Source organism: Okibacterium sp. HSC-33S16 (assembly GCF_024171565.1).
GTDB lineage: Bacteria > Actinomycetota > Actinomycetes > Actinomycetales > Microbacteriaceae > Mycetocola_A.
Genome location: NZ_JALJZZ010000005.1, coordinates 49,556 through 73,800 on the forward strand (window position 1 = coordinate 49,556; position 24,245 = coordinate 73,800).

The following is a 24,245-nucleotide window of genomic DNA, read 5'->3' on the forward strand; positions in this document are numbered from 1 at the left end:
TCCCTAAGGACTTCACATGTACACACTCACTGACGTCACCAAGACCTACACACAGGGCAAACGCACGGTCGTGGCACTCGACAAGGTCTCGCTTGAGATCCCCGACGGCCAGATGGTCGCCATTCAGGGCCCAACCGGCGGCGGAAAGTCCACCCTGCTGCAGATGCTCGGCGCACTCGATCGACCGTCAACAGGAACGATCACCTTCCGCAGCAACGATCTCTCCGCAGCCGGCGAGAGCACCCTCACCGGCGTTCGAGCGACAGACATCGGCATCGTATTCCAGAGCTTCAACCTCATTCCCACACTCACCGCGCAGGAGAACGTGGAGATGGCACTGGTGCCGCTCGGGGTAGGCACGGCGGAGCGAGCGACCCGGGCACGCGACGCGCTTGCCTCCGTCGGACTCGACGAGCGCGGCGGCCACCTGCCGAGCGAACTGTCAGGTGGGCAGCAGCAACGCGTCGCGATTGCCCGGGCACTCGTCAAGAGGCCGGCCGTGCTGCTCGCGGACGAACCGACCGGTGCACTCGATGAAAGCACACGTGACGAGATCATGGACCTCCTCGAGAAGATGTGGACCGAACTCGGGCTCACCCTCATCGTGGTCACCCACGACTCGGCGGTCGCTCGGCGGGCACAGCGCCGGCTGCACATCAAGAACGGACACGTGAAGGACGTCGCGTGAACCCGCGAGTTGCTGGGTTTGCAGGGTGTGCCCGTCGGGCAACTCTGCATACCCAGCAACTCGCGGAGCGATCAGTCGCGCCAGGAGTGCTGGGGGTCGTAGCCCAGCACCCGGCGCGCCTTATCGATCGAGAGCATGGTGTCGTTCTCACCCAGATCCCGGGTGACCGGCACGCCGGAGAACACCTCGGCGACGAGCTCGGCGTTGGGCCGAGCCATCACGGTGTCCGCTGCGGCGATGATGAAGCGATCGAAGCCGGTGAACTCGAGCTCAAGCGCCCGCTGGACAGCTTGTGCACCGTCGCGGCCATCGATGTACCCCCATAGGTTCCACTTGCGCAGCGACGCATCGGCGTCGAAGCTCGGGAACTCGGCGTAATCCTCGGGGTTCATCACGTTGGAGAACCTCAGCGCGATGATCTTGAGGTCGGGATTCCAGCGTACGAGCTCGATCGCCATTTGCTCTTCGAGGTGCTTTACCAGCGAGTAGGTACTTTCCGGCCGTGCCGGATACTCCTCGTCAACGGGAATGTAGGGCGGTGGAGTCTCGAACGGCAGGCCGAGGACAGTCTCGCTGGACGCATAGACGATGTTGCGGATGCCCGCACGGATGGCTCCGGTCATGACGTTGTAACTGGCGAGGATGTTGTTCTGGAAGGTGGCGACGTTGCTCGTCATCCCCGGTGCCGGGATCGCGGCGAGGTGCACAACGGCGTCGAATCCTGCGTGGCTGTCGTCGACACCGAGCAGCGCGTCAAGTGTCTGGCCGTAGTCGGTGAGGTCGACCCGGACGAATCCGGCCCCGCGCTCTCCCGTTGCGTCGAGGTTCGTGACCTCATTTCCGGCGGCGCGCAGTTCGCGGACGACGGTGCGTCCCAGTTTTCCGGATCCACCGGTCACAGCAATTCTCATGCGCCCATTCTGTTGCAGGAATGAATTGTGTGGAATGGGGTGCGCCGGAACGTGGTTGAGTGTAAGGATGCAACTCGTTCTCTACACGTCAGCCTTCTGTGCGCCCTGCGCCCAGGCACGATCGGTGCTCGCCGAAGCCGAGCGCCTGGTCCCGCAAGCGCGCGTGGTCGAGAGAGACGTTGCCTTTGAGAATGCGAAAGCCGCCGACGACGAAATCCGGGTGACTCCCACCGTGATCGTGCTCGACGATGAGGGCACCGAGGTTTTTCGTGCCACCGGTGTTCCCACTCTCAACCAGGTTTTGACCGCAGCCGCCCAGGCTCTCTGACCCCTCACGCGCACACGCAGATCGGCCCCGCCAATGACGACGCTCCCGAGCCCCCGTTTCTCGAACCAGCGCGATGCGCCGGCCCTCCGATGGGGCGTTGTCGGTCCCGGCGCCATCGCCACCGATTTCACCCGTGCCGTGCAGGCGCACACCACGCAACAGGTGGTCGCGGTGTCGTCGCGTTCTGCGGAACGTGCGGGACAGTTTGCGGCGGCCCACGGCATCCGTTCGTCATATGGCAGTCATGCCGATTTGTTTGCCGATCCAAACGTGGATGTTGTGTACATCGCGGTTCCGCACACCGAACACGTTCCGCTTGCGCTTGATGCGATTGCAGCGGGCAAGCACGTGCTGGTCGAGAAGCCGATGGCGACGAGCGCGGCCGATGCGCAGCTCGTCGTGAACGCGGCGCGTGCGGCCGGGGTGTTTGCGATGGAGGCGCTCTGGGCGAAGTACCTGCCAAAGTTTGACGTGGTTCGGCAGTTGCTCGAAGACGGTGCGCTCGGTGATGTGCGGTTGTTTTCGGCGGACTATGGCTTTCGCGCGCCGTATGACCCGACTTCGCGTTTCTTCAATCCGGAACTCGGTGGTGGCGCGTTGCTCGATCTGGGGGTCTACCTCGTGTCTGTCGCGTCCTTCGCGCTCGGGGAGTTCTCGTCAGTCACCGCTCGCGGACAGTTGTCGCCGACGGGCGTTGACGTGCAGTCGTCACTGATTCTCGACACGCCAACCGGAGCGCAGGCTGTGCTCTCGACGACCCTGCTCGCCGACACTCCGAGCGAGGCGAACATCATCGGCACCGGCGGGCGCATCGCGATCGACCGGGTCTTCGTCGGTCCGGGCGGATTCACGTTCTCACCGGCGGGATCGGGTGCCGTTCGGTTCGAAGACACCTCGGGTCTTCTCTGGCGGGAGGGATTGAGCTACCAGGCCTCCGCCGTGGCCCGCTTCATCGCGGATGGCCTCACGGAATCGCCGCTGCATCCGCTGGACGAGACGATTGCGGTTCTGGACACCCTCGATGAGGCGCGCCGACAGATTCTGGGTGGCGGCAGCATCCGTTCAATGGAGGCACAATAGAGGTGTGCCTTCCCATCTTGACCGTCTCGTCGCCGACTCGACGGACCGGGTGGCCTGGCTTCGCGCACGTTCTCGCGGAATCACCGCAACGGACGTAGCCCGACTCTCCAGTGCGAAGTCGATTGACGCCGTCGCCACCGAAAAGCTGGGCGGCGGACCGGGCTTCTCCGGCAACGCGTACACCGATCACGGTCGCGCTCGTGAGCCCGAGATCGCGCGCTGGGTCGCTGCGACACACGGGATCTCGCCGTCGTCGGCACTGTTTCACGCGGAGGTCGAGAAGCGTCACCTGGCCACGCCCGATGGACTGGCCGTGACTCATTCGGGAGCGCTGGTGCTCGCCGAGATTAAGACCACGACAAAGCCGTGGTCGAGTGTTCCGCGTAACTACCTTCGCCAGATCTGGTGGCAGCAATACGTGCTCGGCGCCGAGCGCACGCTCGTCGTGTGGGAGCAGCACGAGAATTTCCGCCCGGTTGACGAGGAGCCGAACTGCCGGTGGGTTGACCGTGACGAGAAGCAGATTGGCCAGCTGGTCGGGCTCGCGAACGAGCTCATCGACGAGTTGCACCGGCGGACCACGCGGGTGTCACGTTACCTCGTTCACGACGACCCGTACGACATTCCCTGAGCCGCCTCCCCCGTCCCCCGTTGACGGCACAGGTGATTGTTTGCTGGCCGGGAACTCGGCCGTAACACCGCTGACTCATTTCGGGCGTTAGCTAGAGCAATGGCGACGATGACAGGGGGCAGCAATGCGTGAGGGTGTTGGTATTGCGTGGCAGACTCGGGGCATGACTGGAACATCTGACGCGTCCTCGGCCGGAGCGGCCGCCGCTCCCGCAATTCCGGAGCTGATGCGAGCCGTGGTCATCGATTCGGTCGGCGATGCTGACGCGCTGCATGAAGCAACGGTGCCGGTGCCAAGCGCGTACAACTCCGAGGTCATCGTGCAGGTCACCGCCGCGGGTATCAACCCGATCGATGCCAAAACCCGAGCCGGTCGCGGCGTGTCAGCTGGCATCACCCGTTTTCCGGCTGTGCTCGGGTTCGACTTCAGTGGTGTGGTCGTGAAAGCTCCGTATGAAGCGCACCCGTTCGCTCCGGGTACCGAGGTGTACGGCATGACCATGGTGCCGCGCACGTCGGGTAGCTACGCCCAGTACGTGGCCGTGTCGACCCTCTCGGTCGCGAAGAAGCCCGCTGCACTTTCCCACGTTGAGGCGGCCGGGGTGCCGCTCGCCGCGCTCACGGCCTGGGGGATGGTGGTTGAGGTGGCGAAGGCGCATCAGGGACAGCGGATGCTGATCCACGCCGGAAGCGGCGGCGTTGGCCACTTCGCCGTGCAATTCGCCCGGTACTTCGGAGCCCACGTCATCGCCACCGGCTCCACACGCAACCAGGACTGGCTGCGTGAGCTCGGCGCCGATGAGGTCATCGACTATTCAACGACCCGATTCGAGGACGTTCTGAGCGATGTCGATGTGGTCATCGACCTCATCGGAAACGTCCACGACAACACGGGCAGCCGGTCGCTGAGCGTTCTGCACCCGGGCGGCCTGATCGTCAACGCGCCCACCGGGAGCTGGCCAACCTTCCTCGAGGAAGCGGACACCGCCGGTGTGCGCGCCACGACGTTCAAGGTTGCGCCGGACGGCGATACCCTTTCGACCATCTCGCGGTTGCTCGAGTCGGGCGATGTGCACGTCTTCGTGGACGAAGTCTTCGACCTCGGCCGGGCCGCAGACGCGCACCGCGCACTTGAGTCGGGTCACACCCGTGGCAAGATTGTGCTGACGATCCCGGCCCACTAGCCGGGCACCGCCCGCATCACTCGGAGATTTCGGCGACGGTGTCCCCCACCTGGTCCGGTGCGAGCGCCAGCGCGACGTCGGCTTGCGCGACCATGCCGACAAGTTGATGCCCGTCGATGACCGGCAGTCGGCGCACCTGATGCTTCTCCATGGTGCGCAGAGCCTCGGAAACGTCATCGTCGGCACCGATGGTGACGGGCTTGCCCTGCGCGAGCGATCCGGCTGTGGCCGAACTCGGGTCTCCCCCGTCGGCGATGCACTTCACGACGATGTCCCGGTCGGTGAGCATGCCGTGCAGTCGGCCGTCTTCGCCGCAGATCGGCAGCGCGCCAACGTCGAGGTCACGCATCTTCTGCGCAGCCGTCACGAGCGTGTCGTTCTCGCCGACGCACTCGGCCCCCGGAGTCATGATTTCGCGTGCGGTAACCATTGCCTGTCCCTTCTGTCGAGGTGATGTGGCAGGCCACGTTACGCCGCGAAAGATCGCCCGTCAGGACACTTGACGACCGGACTGCGAGGTGTTCTCGAGTGCCCGCTCCATCACGAAGTCGCTGTGCAGCTCGGGGCCGAGTGAGAAGGTTTTCTCGCCGACGAGACGAAAGCCGCTCTTCTCGTAGAACCGCAGCGCCCGGGTGTTGAGTTGGTTCACCCCCAACCAGATGCCCACCGCTCCCTGCTCCCGCGCGGCGTCGAGGGTCGCGGCCATCAGCGGCGCAGAAACACCACGCCCGTGCGACCCCGCGAGCACATACACCTTGCTCAGCTCAATGGTCGGCCGAATCGTAATCGCCGCTGCAACGTTTGGATCGGTGGGGTCACCGGCGACGAGCATCGTATAACCGCACAGCCCGCCGGCGTCCTCTGCGACGAGAATCGTCCGACCCGCGTCAGCCAGGTACTCGACAAACCGTTTCTCCGAGAGCGCACCCGCAACGAATTCGGCGATCGCCTCAGGAGCGCTGCCGGGAGGGCACGCCAGCGGAAAGGTGACCTTCGCAAGCTCGGCCAACCCCGTGGCATCCGTCGTTATGGCGCGTCTTACCGTCACAGTCACCTCGCCATTTTATGGGAACGGATGCTTTGGGGTACGCAAAAAGGACCTCGCACGAAGCGAGGTCCTTTCTGTGTCGTTCGAAAAAGACGAACTAGATGGTGTTGATGTCCATCGGGATGCCAGGACCGAAGGTGGTCGAGACGGTGCCCTTGAGGATGTAACGGCCCTTCGAGGAGGACGGCTTGAGGCGGTTGACCTCTTCGAGGGCGGTCGAGATGTTCTCGAACAGCTGCTCGGAGGAGAACGATGCCTTTCCGACGACGAAGTGCACGTTGGCGTGCTTGTCGACGCGGAACTCGATCTTTCCACCCTTGATGTCGTTGACGGCGCGAGCGACGTCGGGGGTGACGGTTCCGGTCTTCGGGTTCGGCATGAGGCCGCGGGGGCCGAGGACCTTACCGAGACGACCGACCTTGCCCATGAGCTCCGGGGTCGAAACCGCGGAGTCGAAGGCAGTGTAGCCGGCGGCTACCTTTTCGATGAGCTCGTCGCCACCGACCTCGTCAGCACCAGCAGCGATTGCTGCCTCTGCTGCGGGGCCCGTTGCGAAGACGATGACGCGGGCGGTCTTACCGGTGCCGTGAGGAAGAATCACGGTGCCGCGAACCATCTGGTCAGCCTTGCGGGGGTCAACACCGAGCTTGAGGGCAACCTCAACGGTGGAGTCGAACTTCGCCGAACCGGTCTCCTTGGCGAGTGCAACTGCCTCGGAAGCGGTGTAGACCTTGTCAGTGCCGATTTTCTCGGCGGCGGCCCGGTAGGCCTTTGACTTCTGTGCCATGTGAATTTCTCCAATTCGAGAATGTGGTCATTTGCGCCTGGCCGGCGCTGCCACGAATGTTGTGTCGTGAGTCGGGATCAGGCTGCGCCTGGCGACTCGGGTGGGAGCCGACTACCGCCAGGGCAGTCGGGACATCCCGGGGGTTACTACGCTTCGACGGTGATTCCCATGGAACGGGCGGTTCCGGCAATGATCTTCGACGCAGCGTCGACATCGTTGGCGTTGAGGTCGGCCATCTTCTGCTCAGCGATCGAGCGGACCTGCTCCTTGGTGAGCTTGGCGACCTTGACGGTGTGCGGGGTTCCGGAACCCTTCGCGACGCCGGCAGCCTTCTTGATGAGTTCTGCAGCGGGCGGGGTCTTCAGGATGAACGTGAACGAGCGGTCCTCGTACACGGTGATCTCGACTGGGATGACGTTTCCACGCTGGGATTCGGTCTGGGCGTTGTATGCCTTGCAGAATTCCATGATGTTCACGCCGTGCTGACCCAGAGCCGGGCCGATAGGCGGGGCGGGGTTGGCGGCGCCAGCCTTGATCTGAAGCTTAATCAGACCAGTGACCTTCTTCTTCGGTGCCATGTTTCTTCCTTCTTATTGGGGTTCGAGCGCTGTCCGTGTGACAAGCGCTCTCCCGCAAGCCCGGTTGGGCTGCGGTGGTGTGAGAAAACTTTAGAGCTTGGTGACCTGGTCGAAGCTGAGCTCGACCGGGGTCTCGCGCTCGAACAGTGAGACGAGCACGGTGAGCTTGCCGCTCTCCGGCTTGATTTCGCTGATCGAACCGGGAAGGCCAGCGAACGAGCCTTCCTTGATCGTGATGGTCTCGCCGATCTCGAAGTCAACCTCTGCCGGAATCGAGCGAGCGGTCTGGCCGCCCTTGCCGCCCGTGGCCTTAGCCTGGGTGGCTTCCTTGACCTCGACGAGGCTCTTCAACATGTTGAAGGACTCTTCGAAGCGCAGCGGCGTCGGGTTGTGGGCGTTGCCCACGAAGCCGGTGACGCCGGGGGTGTGGCGAACGACAGACCAGGAGTCTTCGTTGAGGTCCATGCGCACCAGTACGTATCCGGGGATACGGACGCGCGTGACCATCTTGCGCTGGCCGTTCTTGATCTCGACAACATCTTCCATCGGCACTTCGACCTGGTAGATGAAGTCAGCGACGTCGAGCGATCCCTTGCGCTGCTCGATGTTCGCCTTGACCTTGCGCTCAAAGCCGGCGTAGGAGTGAATGACGTACCACTTGCCGGGCATGCTGCGCAGTTCGGCGCGGAATGCGTCGTACGGGTCAACGTCTGCGGGCTCCGCGTCGGGCTCTTCGCCCTCGTACGGAGCGACATCAGGCTCAAACTCGGCCTCTTCCTCGCGCTCGATGTCGACTGAGTCTTCGATAGCGAGTGCAGCAGCCTCAACTTCAGCGGCTTCATCAATCTCGAGTGCATCGTCAACGACGGCGTCGGCCTCGGGGTCAACGGCATCGGTCAGAGCCTCGACCTCCTCGTCCACGTCTTCTTCGTCGCTTGCAACGTCCTCGATGTGGAGTGCCGTGTGCTCAGCAGCGTCGACGGAATTCTCCTCGGCGGCGAGTACGTTGCCCTCCTGGGCCTCGTCGGGTTCGCTCGACTGCTCAGCCGCTGTTGCCCAGTCGACGTCGTCTAGATTTCTCTCCGACACTTAAATCTCTTTTCTTTGGCTCTCGTCTGGCCGTGCGCTCGGCCACGTTGCGCTTGTTGAAGTTCGAAGGATGCCGGTGGCTAAGCCGCAGGCGTGCCGAACGTAAAGATCACAGCCCAGCTGAAGACCTGGTCCAGACCCCATACCAGCGCCATCATGATCACGACGAACACGAGCACAACGCCGGTGTAGCTGAACAGCTCTTTGCGGGTCGGGGTGACGACCTTCTTGAGCTCAGCAACAACCTGCTTCAAAAACAGAATGATCCCGGCGAAGGGTCCGCGCTTGGCAGCACGTTCCTTCTTCGCTGCTGCGACGATTTCCTCGCTCGGTTCGTCGATAACTTTTCGGGCCACCTGGATACACCTTTCATGTGCCGGGGTGTGAACACCGACGCGCAGGGCGGACAGGACTCGAACCTGCAACCTGCGGTTTTGGAGACCGCTGCTCTACCAATTGAGCCACCGCCCTATGACCGGATCCCCGGTCACAGGAGGAGAAATCTGACGAACTGATGAGAACCGCACTCCCCCAGCGACTGACTACTCAGCACTCGGGAAAATTGGCGCAAAAAAGCTTGGCAGATTTCAACTACCTCTTCCAAGTGTACAGGCCGATTCACTCAGCGCCAACCTGAGCCCTGAGGGCCGTTTCGAGTACTTGTCAGCCAGTCCTTGCAACCCCGTTGACAGCCACGTCGTCGCCGGGTTGGCTGCCCGGGACGGCCCACGTGGCCGCCTACTCGCGTCGGTCGACAGCGGAAGGTGGGTCTTTACATCGATCGGAACCACGCGTACTCTTTCCTATAGGATATTTGGTAGCTGCGAACGATGCAGCGACACCCCGAGAAAATGCAATGGAGCAACATGCCGATTGAGAAGCCCAAGTACACGGCTGAGACCTGGCCCATCGCCACCTGTCTTCACGCCTTCCCGCCGGTGAGCAAAGAGGGTGTCGCTCTGCACGACGCTCCCGCTGAGGTTTGGGACGACATGTTCGCTCAGATCGAAGACGTCGGATTCAACCTCGCCGAGCTCGCCGACAGCCATGTGCGCCCCGCGGACCTCGAGCCGTCGCGTCGCGATGAATTCCTGTCAATCGCCAAGTCACACGGCGTCGGAATTCCCTCGGTGCACCTTCAACGCCAGAGCGTCATCATGCCGGGCCACGAGGAGAAGAACCTCGCTTATGCCCACCGCACGATCGACGCCGCTGCCGAATGGGGCATGGAGGTCTTCTCGACCGGCCTGCACCAACCGTTCAGTGACGCGCAGAAGAAGGCCCTGTGGTTCTGGACCGCCGAGGGTCCCAAGGATCCCGATGACCGCGACGTGTGGGACACGGCCGTCAAGCGCATCCGCGAACTCGGTGAGCACGCCGCATCGGTCGGCCTGCCGCTCTCGCTCGAAATGTACGAGGACACCTATGTCGGCACGGCCGACAGTGCCGTCCGGTTCGTTCAGGACGTCGGACTCGACAACGTCGGCATCAACCCCGACGTCGCCAACCTCATCCGCCTGCACCGTCCGGTTGAAGACTGGCGCGAACTCTTCGCCAAGACGCTCCCCTACGCCAACTACTGGCACGTCAAGAACTACACCCGCGACGAGGCCGCGGACGGCAGCTGGTACACCTCGGTCCCGTCGACCATGGAAGCCGGCCTCATCAATTACCGCCAGGTGTTCCGCGACGCGATGGAGCTCGGCTACAACGGCATCATCCTCGCCGAGCACTACGGCGGAGACAGCCTCGGCATGTGTGCCACCAACCAGAAGTACATCCGCTCGCTTCTTCCCAAGGCCTAGGAGACAAATATGACCAACCGCATCATCGCCATCGTCGGCTCCGGATACATGGGTGGCGGCATCGCACAGGTGCTCGCCCTCTCCGGCGCCACCGTCCGTCTCGCTGACATCTCGGAAGAGATTGCCACGAAGAACTACGAGCGCCTCATCGAGGAAGCCCGGCAGTTCGTTGCAGACGACCTGTTCCCCGCTGACGCCGTCGAGCGCATCCAGAAGAACGTCTCGCCCGCAGCGTCCATCGAAGAGGCCGTTGCCGACGCCGACTTCATCGAGGAAGCCGTTCCCGAGAAGATCGAGATCAAGCACGCCACTCTGAAGCGCATCAGCGAGGCGGCCCGTCCGGACGCAATCATCGGATCGAACACGTCGACCATCCTGATCAGCTCGCTCGCCGAAGCGGTCACGAACCCCTCGCGTTTCCTCGGTGTTCACTTCTCGAACCCCGCACCATTCATCCCGGGTGTTGAGCTGATTCCGCACGAGGGAACCGACTCCGCGGCCATCGAGGTCGTTGAGGAGATCGTTCGGGCAACCGGCAAGGAAACCGCTCGCGTCAAGGACGCCACCGGCTTTGTGCTCAATCGTCTGCAGTATGCGCTCTTCCACGAGGCAACCCAGCTCGTCGAAGAAGGCGTCGCAACTCCTGAGGACATCGACACGATCGTCCGCACGACCTTCGGATTCCGGCTGCCAGTCTTCGGACCGTTCGCTATCGCTGACATGGCGGGTCTCGACGTCTACTCGTTCTGCTATGCCTCGCTGCAGACCCGCTGGCCCGAGCGCTTTGCCACTCCGGATTCCCTCAAGGAACTCGTGGACGCCGGCAAGTTCGGCACCAAGAGCGGCGCCGGTTACCTCGATGTTCCCGCCGACCGCACGGCCGAGCTCATCGCTTACCGCAACAAGGCGTACGTGGCCATCAAGAAGCTCATGGATGAGCTTGGCCCAGCACCCATCCACTCCTCCAACTGAACGATCGGATCAGAAGCCATGGCAACACCTTTCCCTGAATCCCGTTCCGTCATCCTGACGGGCGCTGCGTCGCCCCGCGGAATTGGCCGTGCGTCAGCTCACTACCTTGCTGAGCAGGGCTGGAACATCGGCATCATCGACCTGGACGCTGACGCCGCGGCAGCTGTCGCTTCGGAAATCGCTGAGCAGCACGGCGTCGTCGCCGCGGGCGCTGGCGCTAACGTTGCGGACGAAGCTCAGGTTCGTGCCGCTTTCGACCAGCTTGAAGCCGCACTGCCCCAGGTCGTCGCGCTTGTGAACCTCGCTGGCGTTTCCTCCCCCGTCCCCTACCTCGAAGTGACCGCGGAGGAATGGAACCGGGTTATGGGTATCAACATGAACGGCGTCCACTTCGCGACCCGTCGCGCCGTCGAGTCAATGGTCAAGAACGGAGTGGGCCGCGTTGTCAGCTTGTCGTCCGTTTCCGCCCAGCGTGGCGGCGGCACCTTCAGCAAGACCGTTTACTCGGCGGCCAAGGCTGGCGTCATCGGGTTCTCCCGCAGTGTCGCTCGTGAGCTTGGCAAGGACGGCATCACCGTCAATGTCATCTCCCCTGGCCCCATCGACACCGACATCATGGGTGGAACGCTGACCGACGAGCGTAAGGAAGCCATGGCCGCAGATGGCGTGCTTCCCCGCATCGGAACTCCGCGGGACATCGCAGCGGCCATCGCCTACCTCATCAGCGAGGACTCCGGATTCGTGACGGGCCAGACCCTGAACGTTGACGGTGGCCTCTACATGCACTGAGGTCGGTGACATGACTGGAGCAACGGGTCCGTGGTCCAAGGGCCGCATCCTTTTCCTCGTGCTGGGCATCGTCTGTGTGGGCATCGGCATTTGGCTGATCGCCCCGAGCGTCATCGGCTGATTCTCCGTCCTATTTCTTCCACCCCACCCGGTTTTTCTGCCGGGCTCCCCCTGTTGATCATTTCCTCAAAGGAGAGAAACATTGTCCGCATCCACCCCCTCTGTCGGTGTTGACCCCAACGCCCACAGCCCGGCTCTGAAGTCGGCGATCGCGAAGGCATCGAAGCACCTGATGCCGATGCTCGTGATCCTCTACTTCGTGGCCTTCCTTGACCGGACGAACATCGGCTTTGCCGAGGACGCCCTGGCAATGGACCGAGGTATCTCGCAGGGCGCATTCGCGCTCGGCGCCGGTATCTTCTTCATCGGCTACGCGATCTTCGAAATCCCCAGCAACCTGTTGCTGAAGAAGTTCGGCGCTCGGTTCTGGCTGGCTCGCATCGCCATCACCTGGGGCATTGTCGCAGCAGCCTTTGCCTTCACAACGAACGACACGATGTTCATCATCCTGCGGTTCCTCCTCGGTGTCACCGAGGCCGGACTGTTCCCCGGTGTCATCATGTTCCTGGCGGAGTGGTTCCCCAACAAGGTGCGCGTGCAGATGTTCGCGATCTTCTACCTGGCCCAGCCCTTCTCACAGATGATCGGCGCCCCGCTCAGCGGTGGGCTGATCAGCTTCGGTGACACTGTGACGCCGTGGCACGGCTGGCAGGTCATGTTCTTCACCGAGGGCATGCTGGCGATCCTCGCCGGCATCGCCGCACTCTTCTTCCTTGTGAACAGTCCGCAGAAGGCGAAGTTCCTCAACCAGGAAGAAAAGGATGCCTTAACAGATGTCATGGCCAGGGAAGACACCGTCCGTACCGAAGACGGCCCGTCAGGCATCTGGCGCGCGATGTCGAGCTGGAAGGTGTGGTACTTCACCATCATCTACTTCTGCCTCCAGATCGCCGTTTACGGCACCACGTTCTACCTCCCGCAGCAGGTCTCCGGCCTGATCGGTCAGGACGTCGGCTGGCAGGTTGGACTTGTCTCGGCCATCCCGTGGCTCGTCGGCCTCTTCGCCTGCTACATCGTCGGGAGGAACGCATCGACCATCAGGTTCCGTCGCAACTGGGGATCGCTGTTCTACATCTTCACCGGTCTCTCGATCTTCGGTTCGGCTTGGGCTGGCGCGAACAACCTGCCTTTCGTCGGCATCCTGTTCATCACCCTCGCGGTCGCCAGCTTCCTCTCGGTTGGTCCGATCACCTGGTCGTACCCGACGGCGTTCCTCACCGGAACTGCCGCGGCCGCCGGAATCGGTCTCATCAACTCGCTGGGAAACCTGGGTGGCTTCGTCGCACCGATCATGCGCACGAGCTTCAATGAGACAGCGCCCACCGAGAGTGGCATCTGGGGCATCGTCTCGCTCGGTGTCTTCGCGTTCCTCGCCGCCGCGATGATGTACTGCACCCGGTTCTTCAAGGCACGCGCTGACGCGCTGCTCGAGGAGGCTCCGCCGGTTCATTAATCGAAGAAGCTACAGAGAAAGCGGGCCGGTTCCATCGGGAACCGGCCCGCTTTGTCATTTATGAAGAGCGGATGCCACGGGGCACCTCGTCCTCCAACGCGACTTCCTGTGGTCGAGGCAGCCAATGCAGCGAAGTGCCGTCAGGAATCCGTTGTGCACGTGGCAAATACCGACGCTATCGACCAGTGTCGCGTCCGTGAGCAAAATGTCCTATTCCCAGAACGACGAGCCCTACCACCACTCCGAACATCGCTGTGGTCATCACCACTGCGTCCGCCGGGAGCATTGCACAGGCCGCCGGCGAATCGTCATACGGACAAGTCCGCCACGGCTGGAAGAAGTAGATGACGCTCATGATCGGCGAAACAAGTGCGATACCGGTCCCCACCAGTGTGACAAGGGTCTTCCGAGTTTGCGTCAGAGGTGCATCGTATGCGGCCGACAAAATCCGTCGGGTACGCCGTCCCGTGACCGTTTGGTTAGTGAGAGTGAGCGTCAGAGCGTGAGCGGAAGCGCACCTTCTCGATGTGGTCGCGCATCGCGGCAGCGGCCTCTTCGGGCTGTCCGCTCCGGAACGCGTCGATGATGCGCGTGTGCTCGACCACGGCGTCCTCGGCGTCGGTCACACCGCTGAGGACCGTCTGCCGCATCCGGTGCACTCGGGTGGAGATGACCTCAGACATGTCGATGAGGAACGGGTTGTTCGTCCCCTCGAAGATCAGGTGGTGGAAAGTCCAGTCCACCGTGAAGTATTCGCGAAGGAGGGCAACCGAGAGGGTTCCTGCTGCCGCGGCGGCACGCACCTTCTCAGTGACGGCCCGGTGCTGCTCAAGTGCCGCTTCGAGCCGGGGCACGAGACTGTCCGAGTGCCGCGCTGCGAGCTCCGCAGCACCACCCTCGAGCACGATACGCGTGTCGAAGAGCGACTCGAGCTGGCTGTCGGTGATTTGTGGGGCGACCCGGTACCCCTTGAGCGGTTCGCGGGTGACGAGCCCGGTGCGCTCGAGCTGAACCAGTGCTTCGCGCACCGGGGTCGGCGATACCTTGAGGTCACGGGCGATGGCGTCGATCGACAACCGGGTCCCGGGGGCGACGGCCTGGCCGACGAGCATATCGAGGACGAGGTCGTAGACGCGATCACGCAGCCCTTTGCGCTCGATCGTGACGGTTTCACCGAGTGGGTACGTGGTTTCAGACATTCGTTCTCCTCGGGACGTCGTTACCGAGGGTATCAGCGCGCCCAAGTGCGTTTGCCGCCGTGACCGCCTCATCGAGGATCACCGACACCGCTTGGGGGTCGTGCGCGAATCGGCCCAGGAAGATCCCGTCGACGCTGTCGGCGATCTGGCTGAGGAGACCGGGTCCGGCGCTGCCACCGTAGATGACCGCGGACGCCGGAAAGTCGGTGAGGGAGCGAACGTGCTCGCGCAGTGCTGAGCACACGGTTCGAATGTAGTCGGGAGAGGCGGGCTCGGGAGCGCCGATGGCCCAGTGTGGCTCGTAGGCGACGATCACCCGGCCGCTGACGCCGGAGCGCCGACTCGGTTCAAGTGCTGACTCGATTTGCCCGATGCAGTCGGCGATAGCGGCGTCGGTCGTGGTGCGTTCAGCCTCGCCGATGCAGAGCACCGGGTCGAGACCATTGCGCAGGGCTGCCGTGGTCTTGGCCGCGACGACCTCGGGCGTCTCGCCGAACAGGCGGCGACGCTCGGCGTGGCCCACTTCGACCACCCGACAGCCAAGCTCGGCGATCTCCGCTCCGCTGACCTCACCGGTCAATGCACCGGAGTCTTCGGTGCTCAAATCCTGCGCGCCGACAAGCGCAAGGGAACCGAGGGTCTCCACCGCCGCTGGCACCGAGAGATAGGTGGGGATGACAAACAGCTCCACCGTGCCGCCGGAGATCGCCGGGTGGGTCCCGGCGATCTCGGCGACGCTCCGGCACCACTCGACGGTGCGAGCGTGGCTGAAGTACATCTTGTGGCTCGTCCCGATCAGGAACCGGGGCGAGCCGGGCGTTGACATCAGACGCCTTCGTAGCTGCAGATCTCCTGCACCTTGTCGTTCGAGGCGCTCGACTCGTCAAAGGTGTAGGTGAGCCACTCGCGCACGAGGCGACGAGCGAGTTCGATACCGACCACGCGCTGGCCCATGCAGAGCACCTGCGCGTTGTTCGACAGCACGGCACGCTCGACCGAGAAGCCGTCGTGAGCCGTGACGGCACGAACGCCGGCGACCTTGTTGGCGGCAATGGCGACGCCGAGACCGGTACCGCAGATCAGCAGCGCACGGTCAGCTTCGCCGCGGGCAACCATTTCGGCGGCGGCGATCGCAATTGTCGGGTAGTTGGTGTGCCCGTCGGCGTTGACGCCGACGTCGGTCACGGATGCAACGAGGTCGTTGGCCTCGAGGTCAGCCTTCAGGCGTTCCTTGTATTCGTATCCTGCGTCGTCACAGCCGACGACAATGCGTAGTGCACTCATTGTGTTGCTCCTTTAGTGGGATAAAGATTTATGACTCGGATGCTGCGCGCAGCACCTCGAGGACGGCCGCCGCAATCAGCGACAGCGAGATCGCACCCGGGTCAGCGACGCCGAGGGCCTTTTCGCCGTGCGAGCGAGCCCGGCCCATACCCGGCATCATGTCCGCGGTGCCGTCCGCTGCGGTTTTCGCGGCTGAACTGGCGGCCGACCATGCCTCAATCAGGCTATCTCCGGCGCCGACACGTTCGCTGAGAGTCTCGGCGAACGGTACGAGCGAGTCGACCATGGTCTTGTCGCCGACCTTGGCCTTGCCGAAGTCCATCACGGCCTGCTTGGCCGCATCGAGCCCCTCGGCAACGGCTGTCGCGTCGACGGCTGCCGTGTTGTCGAGCCGCTCACCAATGGTGCGGAGGATGACGCCCCAGATCGCTCCGGAGGTGCCACCGCCCTTGTTCGACCAGGCGTCAGCCGCTGAAGCGAGCACACTCTGCGCACCGGCGTCCTTGGCCAGGGTGGCGCGTGCAGCCTCGGCTCCGGCGTGCGAGCCGCGCTTCATGCCGATGCCGTGGTCTCCGTCTCCAGCAATGGCGTCGATGCGGCCCAGTTCATCGGCGCTCTCGTCGATGACGGCCATGACGGCGTCGAGCGCCTTCACAATTGTGCTGGCCGCACGCCGGGACTCGTCGCTTGCTTCAGGGATGACCTCTTCGGCAACCGAATCGTCGATCTCGCCGCGCTGGACGAGGGAAGCGGTGTCCACCGATCCAGTGCGGAAGGCGGGGGTGTCGGCCGGGGCGTTCCAGAGGGTTTCAAGTTCGTCGTCAAGCCAGAGCAGGGTGAGCGACACACCGGCCATGTCGAAGCTCGTGCAGAACTCGCCCACCTGCGGGTCGACGATCTCGACGCCGGCGTTCTCGAGCAGCTCGGCGACCCGGGCGAAGACGATGTAGAGCTCCTCGTTTTTGACCGAACCCAGTCCGTTGAGGATCGGGACGACGCGAGAGCCCTGGACGGTGACGCCCTCGGGGATCTCCTGCTCGACGAGCAGCCGCTCGATGAAGAGGTCGGCGAGGCCGTCAGCGCTCGGGATGTCGACCTCGTCGATACCCGGCTCGCCGTGGATACCCAGGCCGATGGCCATCCGTCCCTCCGGGACAGAGAAGAGGGGCTCCTCGGCGCCGGGGAGGGTGCAGCCGGTGAAGGCAACGCCCATCGACCGGGTGCGGTCGTTTGCGAGGATCGCCGCGCGCTCGACGCCGTCGATGTCGTAACCGGCGGCCGCAGCGGCTCCGGCCACCTTGAACACGGTGAGGTCACCGGCGATGCCGCGGCGGCGTTCCTTCTCGGTCGCCGGAGCGCTGAAGATGTCATCGGTCACCGTGACCGTGCGGCAGTCAATGCCCTCGGCACGGAGCTTGTCCTGCGCCTCGGTGAAGTGCAGCACATCTCCGGCGTAGTTCCCGTAGCTGAGCAGGATGCCCCGGCCCTGGTCACTGGCGCGGGCGACAGACTCAACCTGCTGGGCGGATGGCGATGCGAAGAGGTTTCCCATCGCGGCGCCGTGCGCGAGTCCGTGGCCGACCAGTCCGCCGAACGCGGGGTAGTGACCGGATCCGCCGCCGATGACGAGCGACACAGTGGGTTCTTCGGAGCGCGTCGAGCGGGTGACACCGCCGGCGACCTTCCGGACCCATCGTCCGTTCGCGCGGACGAAGCCGTCCGTCATCTCGTCTGCAAAGTTCTCGGGTTCGTTCCAGAGTCGGGTCATAGCATTCTTCCTCGCCGTTGAGTACGTCGGTGGTCGAACACAATCCTATAGGAAATACGACCCGAGCGCGAGGAAAACTTTAGGAGGCGCGAGAGGGTGCGACCACCCGGATGACCGACGAGTCGTCGGCCGCGCCCAGTCCCTGCGCCTGGCCGAGCAGGAAGAGCTGTTCAGCGGCAGCCGCAACCGGTGACGGCAGCCCGGCGGCCCGCGCCGCCTTGGAGACGATGCCCATGTCCTTAACGAAAATATCGAGGCGACTCAGCACCTCTGCGCCCTCCTCGTCGTAGGCCTGGAGCATCCGCGGTCCTCGGTTGGAGAGCATGAACGAGCCCGCGGCGCCGGCCTCGAGGGCGGGCAGCGCGCTGGCCGGATCGAGACCGAGTGACTCGGCGAGCGCGAGCGCTTCGGCTGCCGCGGCAATGTGCACACCGCAGAGCAACTGGTTGACAGTCTTCATGGCCTGGCCGTCACCGGGCTTACCGCCAACGACGGTGAGTGTAGAGGCAAGGAGATCAAGAACAGGACGTGCTCGCTCCAGCGGTCCGGATTCAGCCCCGACGACGATGAGCAAATCGCCCTCTCCCGCGCGGACGGGCCCGCCGGAGAGGGGCGCATCGACCAGGTCGACACCGTATTCCGCAAGACGTTTGACCGTCGACGGAATGGCATCCGCTCCAATGGTGCTGGTGAGGATCACGACGCTTCCCGAAGCGAGAACGGAGGCCACGCCGTTCGGGCCGAAGAGTGCGTCGTCGAGCTGTGCGCTGTTGCGGACAGCCACCAGGAGGATGTCGGCCGACGAGGCGGCGTCGCGTGCGGAGTCGAAGCACTCGACGCCCTGATCAACGGCGAGCGCCATGCGTTTCTCGTCGAAGTCATAGGCGCGAACGGACAATTTCGTGGCGAGGCGGGTGGCCATGGGAAGCCCCATGGCGCCGAGGCCGAGGATGGCGACGACGGGAGATTCCGTCGCTGCAGGTGTCGTAGTCATTCCTGATCTCCAGTTCCGCGTTGCCGCCCGGGTGGATCAGCGGCGATGGAGGCCATCTTATATATTTGCCCTTACCCAACATCCAGAATCGGCGCCAGGTGACGCGGAGCGGGGAAGAAATCATGAGCCCAGTACAGGACGCGTCCTCCGGTCGCAGCCGATCGGAACTTGCAGCCGGGCTTCCCCCGGTACTCACGGTGCCCAACGCGCGGCAGAAAATCACCGACGCGAACGCCGCCGGGAACCGCTGGGTCATCGTTCTCGACGACGACCCGACCGGGAGCCAGACGGTTCACAACACTCCCGTGCTCACCAGTTGGAGCGCCGAGGACCTGGCGTGGGCGTTCGACCAGCCGGGCCGCGGATTCTTCATCCTCACGAACACCCGCGGTTTCAACGATGCTGAGGCGCGCGAGCGCGTGTCGGAGGTGGCCGAAGCGATTGAGCGGGCCGCTGAGCTGCGCGGCGCTGAGGTCGCGCTGATCGCCCGCGGTGACTCGACCCTGCGCGGGCACTACCCGCTCGAGACGGACGTGCTCGTGGACCGGGCGCGGGAGGCAGGCACGCCGTTCAACGCGCTGCTGTTGGCCCCCGCATACTTCGCGGCTGGACGTGTGACCGTGGACGACGTGCACTACGTCGGCACAGGCGACACCTTCGTGCCAGTGGGCGAGTCGAACTATGCCAGGGACGCGACCTTCGGGTTCTCGGCCTCGACGCTTCCCGCCTACATCGAGGAGAAGACGAAGGGCAGGATCCGGGCAACCGACGTGCTGAGCATCACCCTTGACGACATCCGAACCGGTGGACCTGAGCGGGTCAGGGATCTCCTGCTCGGCTGCAGCGATGCGCAACCCGTTGCGGTCAACCTGCTCGACGAGGCTGACCTCGACGTCGTCGTGCTTGGTGTCCTGGCGGCCGAGGCGCAGGGCGGTCGGTTCCTCGTCCGCGGCGGCCCCTCGTTCCCTGGGGCAAGACTCGGCATCGCCGCTCGTGGACCGCTCAACCACGACGAGATCTTCTCGGCAGGTGCCCGACCCGGTCATGGCCTGATCGTCGTGGGATCGCACGTGGAGCTCACCACCCGGCAGGTCTCGCACCTCCACGCCACGGTGGCTGATGTCGAAACCATCGTGCTCGACGTGCCGCGACTTCTCGACGCGACGACGGCCGACGACGAGTTCGACCGTTGTGCGGCAGCTCTGATCGATGCGCTCGGGCGCACGGACACCCTGCTCGCCTCGAGTCGTGAACAGATCATCGGGGATTCAGGCCACTCGAGCCTCGTCATCGCCCAAACGGTGTCATCGGCACTCGTTCGGTTGACCGCCCGCGCGGTGAGTGACGCACCGCCGGCGTGGGTTATTGCGAAGGGCGGCATCACCTCAAGCGACGTCGCGACAGATGGGCTGCGGATCCGTCGGGCGAAAGTCGCCGGCCAGCTCTTCCCGGGCATCGTGTCGGTATGGCTTCACGCTGGCGAGGACGACCCGGCACTCAGCGGACTGCCGTACATCGTGTTCGCCGGAAACGTCGGTTCAGACGAGTCCCTGGCCGATGCGGTGACCATCCTCCGCGGCCGTGTCCGTTAGCCGCACGAATTAGTCCCCCAAAAATAAATCGACGAACCTGGAATAGCCACGATGGCTGCTCGGTTCCATCCTTCAAGACGACCGGTCTAATCCAACCCGGTCTCAGAAAAGGACTGCACCATGACTCGGGACACTCGCCAGGTGATCAAGGACACAGCGCTCGACCTCTTCCACCGAAAAGGCTACACAGCGACGGGAGTCCTCGACATTACGAAGACCGCGGGCGTCCCCAAAGGGTCGTTTTATCACTTCTTCGACAGCAAGGAGTCGCTCGCACGCGAAGTAGTGGAGCAATACTCGGCAACCACACGGCTGGACATCCTTTCGGCATCAGACCCGTCGCCGCTGCAACGAATCAAGAACCACCTTGAGCACATCATGACGACCTCGGCAGAGGCCAGTTACCGACGTGGATGCCTTCTCGGTAACTTCTCAACCGAAATGCCCCCTCAAAGTTCCTTGGTGGCTAGCGCGGTCGATCAAGCGCTGTCAGACTGGGCCCAGCGGCTTGCGGCGACCATCGCCGAAGCCCAGTCGGCAGGCGAAATATCGACAACAAGCGATGCGAATCAGCTTGCCCAATTCCTCGTGGCGGGGCTCGAGGGGTCACTAGCTCGCGCCAAAGTGTCCGGGTCGCAAGAACCGCTGGATACGTTTCGCGACGTTGCCTTTTCACTCCTCCTCGCCTGATTGACACTACGGCGCCGGCTATCCATCACCCTCCCTCCCGCTCTTGCTTGTCGTCGTCGATAGACGACCGGTCTACTGACATTAGGAACCACCATGTCTCAATACACAGCTCCCAACCTTCGGATTTCTGCGCCTAATGGCGTTGAGTATGCCTACCGGCGGTTCGGTACACCGCACGGGATCCCCCTGCTTTTCCTTCAACATTTTCGAGGCAATCTCGACAACTGGGATCCCGAACTTACCGACACGATCGCTTCCGAGCGTGAGGTGATCCTCTTTGACGCCGCAGGAATCGGGGCATCCACCGGACCCACTCCACGAACGTTCCGCGACTTCGGCCGTGATGCATTGTCATTTGTCGATGCCCTCGGGCTCACGGAAATCGACGTTCTCGGATTCTCCATCGGGGGCTTCGCTGCACAGGAACTGGCCCTCATGCGTCCGGGCTTGGTGCGCCGCCTCATCCTCGCTGGCACGGGCCCTCAGGGAGGGCGAGGGATGCACGGATGGAGCCGAGAAACCAGCGATCACGCCATGAAAGACGCACAGGATGCCAGCGACATGCTGTACCTTTTCTTCACTCCGACCGAAAGCAGCCAGGCTCGCGGTCGGGACTTCGTGGAACGCATCTTTTCCCGGATCGAAGGTCGAGACGACGACGTAACTTTGAGCGCCCGCGATGCGCAGGCTGAAGCCATCTCCGACTGGGGCATTCGTGACTTCTCGAAGCTCGCGCGACTCGCAAGCATCACCGCACCGACGCTCGTCATCAACGGTGACAACGACATCATGGTGCCGACTGTCAACTCCTACCTCCTTGCCGGCCACCTGCCCGATGCGCGATTGAAAATCTACCCAAACGCCAACCACGGCTTCCTGTTTGAGTATCCGCTTGACGTCGCGCGCGACGTCAACGACTTCCTTGCCGCTTAGGCACTGACTTCGGGGCCCGGTCATTCGTCGCCAGGCATCGAGTTACAACCTCAGGCGAATCCATCGCAGATATATAAGGAAAGTCACACCATGGACATGAAACTTGAAGTACTGGTCATCCCAGTGTCGGACGTCGACCGCTCGAAAGCGTTCTACGAAAAAGCCGGATTTCGACTGGACGCGGATTTCAACATCAGCGACGATCTCCGCATCGTGCAGGTGACCCCTCCGGGCTCCGAGATGTCAGTAATCTTCGGGACCGGCCTCACCGACTCTCGCCCCGGATCAACCCAGAACCTGCACCTCACAGTGACCGATGTCGTCGCAGCTCAAGAGGAACTCACGCAAAGAGGGATCGACGTCAGCAATGTGTGGCACGATGCTGACGGTTTGTTCCACCGCCCCGGCGGCAGAAACCGCATCGATGGCCTTGACCCCGAGCGCCGCGACTATAACTCCTTCGCCTCCTTCGACGATCCTGATGGCAATGGATGGTTCCTCCAGGAGATTGTTACCCGGGCGCCCGGCCGTTAGGCGATCACCATGGACAGGACAACGAAGGACATTTTGCTCGAGCTACTGACGCAGGCAGCAGCCGCTCACGGAATACACGAAGCCGAGGAACTCGGCGGTGTCTTCGACGAAGAGTGGCCCGACTGGTACGCCGACCACATGGTGAAGACGCTTGCTGATGCCGGCTACGAGATCTCCCCCAGCCCGACGGTGGGCAACTCGCTCCACTAACTCCTCTGAGCGCCGCATTCCGGCTCCCCGACGGATGCGGCGCACAACTCCGCCAGTCGCTGGCACACACGGTTTCAATCATCGGAAAAAGATTATGACAACGAAAGAGTACGACCTCATTGTTCTCGGCGCAGGAGCAACAGGAGAGAACCTCGCGGATCGCGCCGTTCAGGGTGGGTTAAGCGCCGTCCTCATCGAAAACGAACTCGTCGGAGGCGAATGCTCTTACTGGGCATGCATGCCTTCGAAGGCACTGCTGCGTTCTGCTCAGGCACTTCGTGCGGCTCAGAACGTGTCCGGAGCTTCTCAGGCAGTTACCGGAAAGTTGGACGTCGGGGCCGTGCTTGCACGACGTGACTCGTTCACGAGCAACTGGTCGGACGCCGGACAGGTCCGCTGGGTTCAGGGGGCCGGCATTTCACTCCTCAGAGGCAGCGGTCGAATCACGGGCCGTAAGCAAGTCACGGTGACGGCATGGAACGGTACGACGACGATTGTCACTGCGCGCCACGCGGTGGCCATCGCCACGGGCTCAGCCGCTCTGATCCCGAACATTCCTGGACTGAGGGAAAGCAAACCGTGGACAAGCCGTGAAGCGACAAGCGCGAAGAACGTCCCGCCAAGCCTGGCGATCATTGGTGGTGGTGTCGTCGCTGTCGAGATGGCGACCGCTTACGCCGGATTTGGCTCGGTGGTAACCCTCATCTCGCGAGGGAAACTCCTCGGCAACATGGAACCCTTCGCGGGCGAGATGGTGAGCACGTCACTCGCAAACGACGGTGTTCACGTAGTTACGAATACCGAGACAACGAACGTGTCCCGTTCCGCTGATGGCGTGGTCCTCACTCTCAACAACGGAACGACGGTTTCCGCCTCTGAGGTGCTCGTGGCGACCGGTCGAACCCCGAACACCAGCGACATTGGTCTCGAGACGATTGGACTCACCCCAGGTGCCTGGCTCGAGACTGACGACACCATGCTCGTTCAGGGATCAGACTGGCTCTACGCCGCCGGGGACGTGACTCACCGTGCGTTGCTCACCCACAGTGGCAAATATCAGGCAAGAGCGGCCGGCGACGTGATCGCCGCTCGTGCATCGGGAAGCCCGGTCTCGGACCTTCCATGGGGAGCACACGTAGCGACAGCCGACCATGAAGCGGTACCTCAAGTGACCTTCACGACCCCGGAGATTGCGTCGGTCGGCCTGACGAGCACGGCCGCCCGGGCGGCTGGCTACCATGTGCGCGCTGTCGACTACGAAATCGGCTATGTCGCAGGGGCGAGTGTCAAAGAGGACGGCTACCGCGGAACAGCGCGGATGGTCGTCGACGAGTCGCGACAGGTCGTGCTCGGCGTCACATTCGTCGGTCCCGACGTTAGTGAACTCCTCCATGCGGCAACCGTCGCCATCGTCGGTGAAATACCGCTCGACCGGCTCTGGCATGCGGTCCCCGCCTACCCGACCGTCAACGAAATTTGGTTGCGACTACTTGAGACCTATGGACGCGAGAGCGCACTGCCTCTTCGCCCCGCAGCAGCCGCTTAAACCTCCATCGACAACCCACAAAACCGAACGGCG

At 63.2% G+C, this 24,245-nt stretch carries 27 protein-coding genes and 1 tRNA gene; 15 read left to right on the forward strand and 13 right to left on the reverse strand.

Going from position 1 to position 24,245, the window contains the following annotated elements:
- The first annotated feature begins 16 nt into the window (after window positions 1-16).
- Window positions 17-688, forward strand: coding sequence for an ABC transporter ATP-binding protein (locus L1277_RS11915; protein WP_253376638.1), 672 nt, complete (start codon window positions 17-19; stop codon window positions 686-688).
- Window positions 689-759: 71 nt separating this feature from the next.
- Here L1277_RS11915 and L1277_RS11920 read toward each other — a convergent pair whose 3' ends face one another.
- On the reverse strand, window positions 760-1,599 hold the full coding sequence (locus L1277_RS11920) for an NAD(P)-dependent oxidoreductase (protein WP_253376639.1): 840 nt from the start codon (window positions 1,597-1,599) through the stop codon (window positions 760-762).
- Window positions 1,600-1,666: 67 nt separating this feature from the next.
- Here L1277_RS11920 and L1277_RS11925 point away from each other — a divergent pair, with 67 nt between their 5' ends.
- From L1277_RS11925 to L1277_RS11940, 4 genes are all read left to right on the forward strand, one after another.
- Window positions 1,667-1,927: a thioredoxin family protein gene (locus L1277_RS11925; RefSeq protein ID WP_253376640.1), complete on the forward strand. Its 261-nt coding sequence runs from the start codon at window positions 1,667-1,669 to the stop codon at window positions 1,925-1,927.
- A 33-nt stretch (window positions 1,928-1,960) separates the two neighbouring features.
- Entirely contained in the window at window positions 1,961-3,007 is a 1,047-nt protein-coding gene (locus tag L1277_RS11930; RefSeq protein ID WP_253376641.1) for a Gfo/Idh/MocA family protein, read from the forward strand.
- Window positions 2,949-3,638: a YqaJ viral recombinase family protein gene (locus L1277_RS11935; RefSeq protein ID WP_374110232.1), complete on the forward strand. Its 690-nt coding sequence runs from the start codon at window positions 2,949-2,951 to the stop codon at window positions 3,636-3,638. Before L1277_RS11930 ends, L1277_RS11935 begins: the two co-directional genes overlap by 59 nt.
- Before the next feature lie 163 nt (window positions 3,639-3,801).
- Window positions 3,802-4,821: an NADP-dependent oxidoreductase gene (locus L1277_RS11940; RefSeq protein WP_253376643.1), complete on the forward strand. Its 1,020-nt coding sequence runs from the start codon at window positions 3,802-3,804 to the stop codon at window positions 4,819-4,821.
- A gap of 16 nt (window positions 4,822-4,837) precedes the next feature.
- Here L1277_RS11940 and L1277_RS11945 read toward each other — a convergent pair whose 3' ends face one another.
- The 7 genes from L1277_RS11945 to L1277_RS11975 all read right to left on the reverse strand — a co-directional run bounded on the left by L1277_RS11945 (window position 4,838) and on the right by L1277_RS11975 (window position 8,794).
- The gene (locus tag L1277_RS11945; RefSeq protein WP_253376644.1) at window positions 4,838-5,251 is read right to left on the reverse strand and encodes a CBS domain-containing protein; all 414 of its coding nucleotides are present in this window, start codon (window positions 5,249-5,251) and stop codon (window positions 4,838-4,840) included.
- 60 nt (window positions 5,252-5,311) lie between these two features.
- Window positions 5,312-5,875, reverse strand: a complete 564-nt coding sequence (locus L1277_RS11950) for a GNAT family N-acetyltransferase (RefSeq protein ID WP_253376646.1) — start codon at window positions 5,873-5,875, stop codon at window positions 5,312-5,314.
- A 91-nt stretch (window positions 5,876-5,966) separates the two neighbouring features.
- Complete coding sequence (gene rplA / locus L1277_RS11955; RefSeq protein WP_253376647.1) at window positions 5,967-6,656, reverse strand: 50S ribosomal protein L1; 690 nt, start codon at window positions 6,654-6,656, stop codon at window positions 5,967-5,969.
- Window positions 6,657-6,802: 146 nt separating this feature from the next.
- Window positions 6,803-7,234 (reverse strand): 50S ribosomal protein L11, encoded by a 432-nt coding sequence (gene rplK, locus L1277_RS11960; RefSeq protein ID WP_253376648.1) that lies wholly within the window; start codon window positions 7,232-7,234, stop codon window positions 6,803-6,805.
- Window positions 7,235-7,324: 90 nt separating this feature from the next.
- Window positions 7,325-8,323 carry a transcription termination/antitermination protein NusG gene (nusG, locus tag L1277_RS11965; protein WP_253376649.1) on the reverse strand — a complete coding sequence of 333 codons (999 nt, stop codon included), beginning with the start codon at window positions 8,321-8,323 and terminating at the stop codon, window positions 7,325-7,327.
- Between the two features lie 80 nt (window positions 8,324-8,403).
- Entirely contained in the window at window positions 8,404-8,679 is a 276-nt protein-coding gene (gene secE, locus L1277_RS11970; protein ID WP_253376650.1) for a preprotein translocase subunit SecE, read from the reverse strand.
- A gap of 42 nt (window positions 8,680-8,721) precedes the next feature.
- Window positions 8,722-8,794, reverse strand: a tRNA-Trp gene (locus L1277_RS11975).
- A 395-nt stretch (window positions 8,795-9,189) separates the two neighbouring features.
- On the opposite strand from L1277_RS11975, the gene L1277_RS11980 reads away from it, so the two are divergent.
- The 4 genes from L1277_RS11980 (at window position 9,190) to L1277_RS11995 (ending at window position 13,462) form a co-directional block, all read left to right on the forward strand.
- Window positions 9,190-10,128: a sugar phosphate isomerase/epimerase gene (locus L1277_RS11980; RefSeq protein WP_253376651.1), complete on the forward strand. Its 939-nt coding sequence runs from the start codon at window positions 9,190-9,192 to the stop codon at window positions 10,126-10,128.
- A gap of 9 nt (window positions 10,129-10,137) precedes the next feature.
- Window positions 10,138-11,100, forward strand: a complete 963-nt coding sequence (locus tag L1277_RS11985; RefSeq protein WP_253376652.1) for a 3-hydroxyacyl-CoA dehydrogenase family protein — start codon at window positions 10,138-10,140, stop codon at window positions 11,098-11,100.
- Between the two features lie 18 nt (window positions 11,101-11,118).
- Window positions 11,119-11,889 carry an SDR family NAD(P)-dependent oxidoreductase gene (locus L1277_RS11990; protein ID WP_253376653.1) on the forward strand — a complete coding sequence of 257 codons (771 nt, stop codon included), beginning with the start codon at window positions 11,119-11,121 and terminating at the stop codon, window positions 11,887-11,889.
- Between the two features lie 202 nt (window positions 11,890-12,091).
- Window positions 12,092-13,462: an MFS transporter gene (locus L1277_RS11995; protein ID WP_253376654.1), complete on the forward strand. Its 1,371-nt coding sequence runs from the start codon at window positions 12,092-12,094 to the stop codon at window positions 13,460-13,462.
- A 479-nt stretch (window positions 13,463-13,941) separates the two neighbouring features.
- On the opposite strand, the gene L1277_RS12000 is transcribed toward L1277_RS11995, so the two are convergent.
- The 5 genes from L1277_RS12000 to L1277_RS12020 form a co-directional block, all read right to left on the reverse strand.
- On the reverse strand, window positions 13,942-14,661 hold the full coding sequence (locus L1277_RS12000; protein ID WP_253376655.1) for a GntR family transcriptional regulator: 720 nt from the start codon (window positions 14,659-14,661) through the stop codon (window positions 13,942-13,944).
- Window positions 14,654-15,487 (reverse strand): triose-phosphate isomerase family protein, encoded by an 834-nt coding sequence (locus L1277_RS12005; RefSeq protein WP_253376657.1) that lies wholly within the window; start codon window positions 15,485-15,487, stop codon window positions 14,654-14,656. The genes L1277_RS12000 and L1277_RS12005 overlap by 8 nt, the downstream gene beginning before the upstream one ends.
- Window positions 15,487-15,945 carry a ribose-5-phosphate isomerase gene (locus L1277_RS12010; RefSeq protein WP_253376659.1) on the reverse strand — a complete coding sequence of 153 codons (459 nt, stop codon included), beginning with the start codon at window positions 15,943-15,945 and terminating at the stop codon, window positions 15,487-15,489. Before L1277_RS12010 ends, L1277_RS12005 begins: the two co-directional genes overlap by 1 nt.
- 28 nt (window positions 15,946-15,973) lie before the next feature.
- Window positions 15,974-17,713 (reverse strand): dihydroxyacetone kinase family protein, encoded by a 1,740-nt coding sequence (locus L1277_RS12015; RefSeq protein WP_253376661.1) that lies wholly within the window; start codon window positions 17,711-17,713, stop codon window positions 15,974-15,976.
- A gap of 79 nt (window positions 17,714-17,792) precedes the next feature.
- Window positions 17,793-18,707 (reverse strand): NAD(P)-dependent oxidoreductase, encoded by a 915-nt coding sequence (locus tag L1277_RS12020; RefSeq protein WP_253376663.1) that lies wholly within the window; start codon window positions 18,705-18,707, stop codon window positions 17,793-17,795.
- A gap of 122 nt (window positions 18,708-18,829) precedes the next feature.
- Between L1277_RS12020 and L1277_RS12025 the strand changes: the two genes are divergently transcribed.
- The 6 genes from L1277_RS12025 (at window position 18,830) to L1277_RS12050 (ending at window position 24,212) form a co-directional block, all read left to right on the forward strand.
- Window positions 18,830-20,299: a four-carbon acid sugar kinase family protein gene (locus L1277_RS12025; RefSeq protein ID WP_253376666.1), complete on the forward strand. Its 1,470-nt coding sequence runs from the start codon at window positions 18,830-18,832 to the stop codon at window positions 20,297-20,299.
- A gap of 120 nt (window positions 20,300-20,419) precedes the next feature.
- Window positions 20,420-20,989: a TetR/AcrR family transcriptional regulator gene (locus L1277_RS12030; RefSeq protein WP_253376667.1), complete on the forward strand. Its 570-nt coding sequence runs from the start codon at window positions 20,420-20,422 to the stop codon at window positions 20,987-20,989.
- A 93-nt stretch (window positions 20,990-21,082) separates the two neighbouring features.
- Window positions 21,083-21,922, forward strand: coding sequence for an alpha/beta fold hydrolase (locus L1277_RS12035; protein ID WP_253376668.1), 840 nt, complete (start codon window positions 21,083-21,085; stop codon window positions 21,920-21,922).
- A 90-nt stretch (window positions 21,923-22,012) separates the two neighbouring features.
- Complete coding sequence (locus L1277_RS12040; RefSeq protein ID WP_253376669.1) at window positions 22,013-22,456, forward strand: VOC family protein; 444 nt, start codon at window positions 22,013-22,015, stop codon at window positions 22,454-22,456.
- A gap of 9 nt (window positions 22,457-22,465) precedes the next feature.
- The gene (locus L1277_RS12045; protein WP_253376670.1) at window positions 22,466-22,666 is read left to right on the forward strand and encodes a hypothetical protein; all 201 of its coding nucleotides are present in this window, start codon (window positions 22,466-22,468) and stop codon (window positions 22,664-22,666) included.
- Window positions 22,667-22,760: 94 nt separating this feature from the next.
- Window positions 22,761-24,212: an NAD(P)/FAD-dependent oxidoreductase gene (locus L1277_RS12050; protein ID WP_253376671.1), complete on the forward strand. Its 1,452-nt coding sequence runs from the start codon at window positions 22,761-22,763 to the stop codon at window positions 24,210-24,212.
- Window positions 24,213-24,245: the final 33 nt, after the last annotated feature.

What these genes read in the sequence shown, in the direction of transcription:
- L1277_RS11935 (WP_374110232.1), top strand. Translation starts at nt 2,949, where the DNA reads ATGAGGCGCGCCGACAGATTCTGGGTGGCGGCAGCATCCGTTCAATGG.
- L1277_RS12050 (WP_253376671.1), top strand. Translation starts at nt 22,761, where the DNA reads ATGACAACGAAAGAGTACGACCTCATTGTTCTCGGCGCAGGAGCAACA.
- L1277_RS11920 (WP_253376639.1), bottom strand. Translation starts at nt 1,599, where the DNA reads ATGAGAATTGCTGTGACCGGTGGATCCGGAAAACTGGGACGCACCGTC.
- L1277_RS11940 (WP_253376643.1), top strand. Translation starts at nt 3,802, where the DNA reads ATGACTGGAACATCTGACGCGTCCTCGGCCGGAGCGGCCGCCGCTCCC.
- rplK (WP_253376648.1), bottom strand. Translation starts at nt 7,234, where the DNA reads ATGGCACCGAAGAAGAAGGTCACTGGTCTGATTAAGCTTCAGATCAAG.
- L1277_RS12020 (WP_253376663.1), bottom strand. Translation starts at nt 18,707, where the DNA reads ATGACTACGACACCTGCAGCGACGGAATCTCCCGTCGTCGCCATCCTC.
- L1277_RS12045 (WP_253376670.1), top strand. Translation starts at nt 22,466, where the DNA reads ATGGACAGGACAACGAAGGACATTTTGCTCGAGCTACTGACGCAGGCA.
- L1277_RS11925 (WP_253376640.1), top strand. Translation starts at nt 1,667, where the DNA reads ATGCAACTCGTTCTCTACACGTCAGCCTTCTGTGCGCCCTGCGCCCAG.
- L1277_RS11930 (WP_253376641.1), top strand. Translation starts at nt 1,961, where the DNA reads ATGACGACGCTCCCGAGCCCCCGTTTCTCGAACCAGCGCGATGCGCCG.
- L1277_RS11985 (WP_253376652.1), top strand. Translation starts at nt 10,138, where the DNA reads ATGACCAACCGCATCATCGCCATCGTCGGCTCCGGATACATGGGTGGC.
- L1277_RS12030 (WP_253376667.1), top strand. Translation starts at nt 20,420, where the DNA reads ATGACTCGGGACACTCGCCAGGTGATCAAGGACACAGCGCTCGACCTC.
- L1277_RS12025 (WP_253376666.1), top strand. Translation starts at nt 18,830, where the DNA reads ATGAGCCCAGTACAGGACGCGTCCTCCGGTCGCAGCCGATCGGAACTT.
- L1277_RS11990 (WP_253376653.1), top strand. Translation starts at nt 11,119, where the DNA reads ATGGCAACACCTTTCCCTGAATCCCGTTCCGTCATCCTGACGGGCGCT.
- L1277_RS11945 (WP_253376644.1), bottom strand. Translation starts at nt 5,251, where the DNA reads ATGGTTACCGCACGCGAAATCATGACTCCGGGGGCCGAGTGCGTCGGC.
- L1277_RS12000 (WP_253376655.1), bottom strand. Translation starts at nt 14,661, where the DNA reads ATGTCTGAAACCACGTACCCACTCGGTGAAACCGTCACGATCGAGCGC.
- L1277_RS12005 (WP_253376657.1), bottom strand. Translation starts at nt 15,487, where the DNA reads ATGTCAACGCCCGGCTCGCCCCGGTTCCTGATCGGGACGAGCCACAAG.
- L1277_RS12010 (WP_253376659.1), bottom strand. Translation starts at nt 15,945, where the DNA reads ATGAGTGCACTACGCATTGTCGTCGGCTGTGACGACGCAGGATACGAA.
- rplA (WP_253376647.1), bottom strand. Translation starts at nt 6,656, where the DNA reads ATGGCACAGAAGTCAAAGGCCTACCGGGCCGCCGCCGAGAAAATCGGC.
- L1277_RS12015 (WP_253376661.1), bottom strand. Translation starts at nt 17,713, where the DNA reads ATGACCCGACTCTGGAACGAACCCGAGAACTTTGCAGACGAGATGACG.
- L1277_RS11915 (WP_253376638.1), top strand. Translation starts at nt 17, where the DNA reads ATGTACACACTCACTGACGTCACCAAGACCTACACACAGGGCAAACGC.
- L1277_RS11980 (WP_253376651.1), top strand. Translation starts at nt 9,190, where the DNA reads ATGCCGATTGAGAAGCCCAAGTACACGGCTGAGACCTGGCCCATCGCC.
- L1277_RS12040 (WP_253376669.1), top strand. Translation starts at nt 22,013, where the DNA reads ATGGACATGAAACTTGAAGTACTGGTCATCCCAGTGTCGGACGTCGAC.
- L1277_RS12035 (WP_253376668.1), top strand. Translation starts at nt 21,083, where the DNA reads ATGTCTCAATACACAGCTCCCAACCTTCGGATTTCTGCGCCTAATGGC.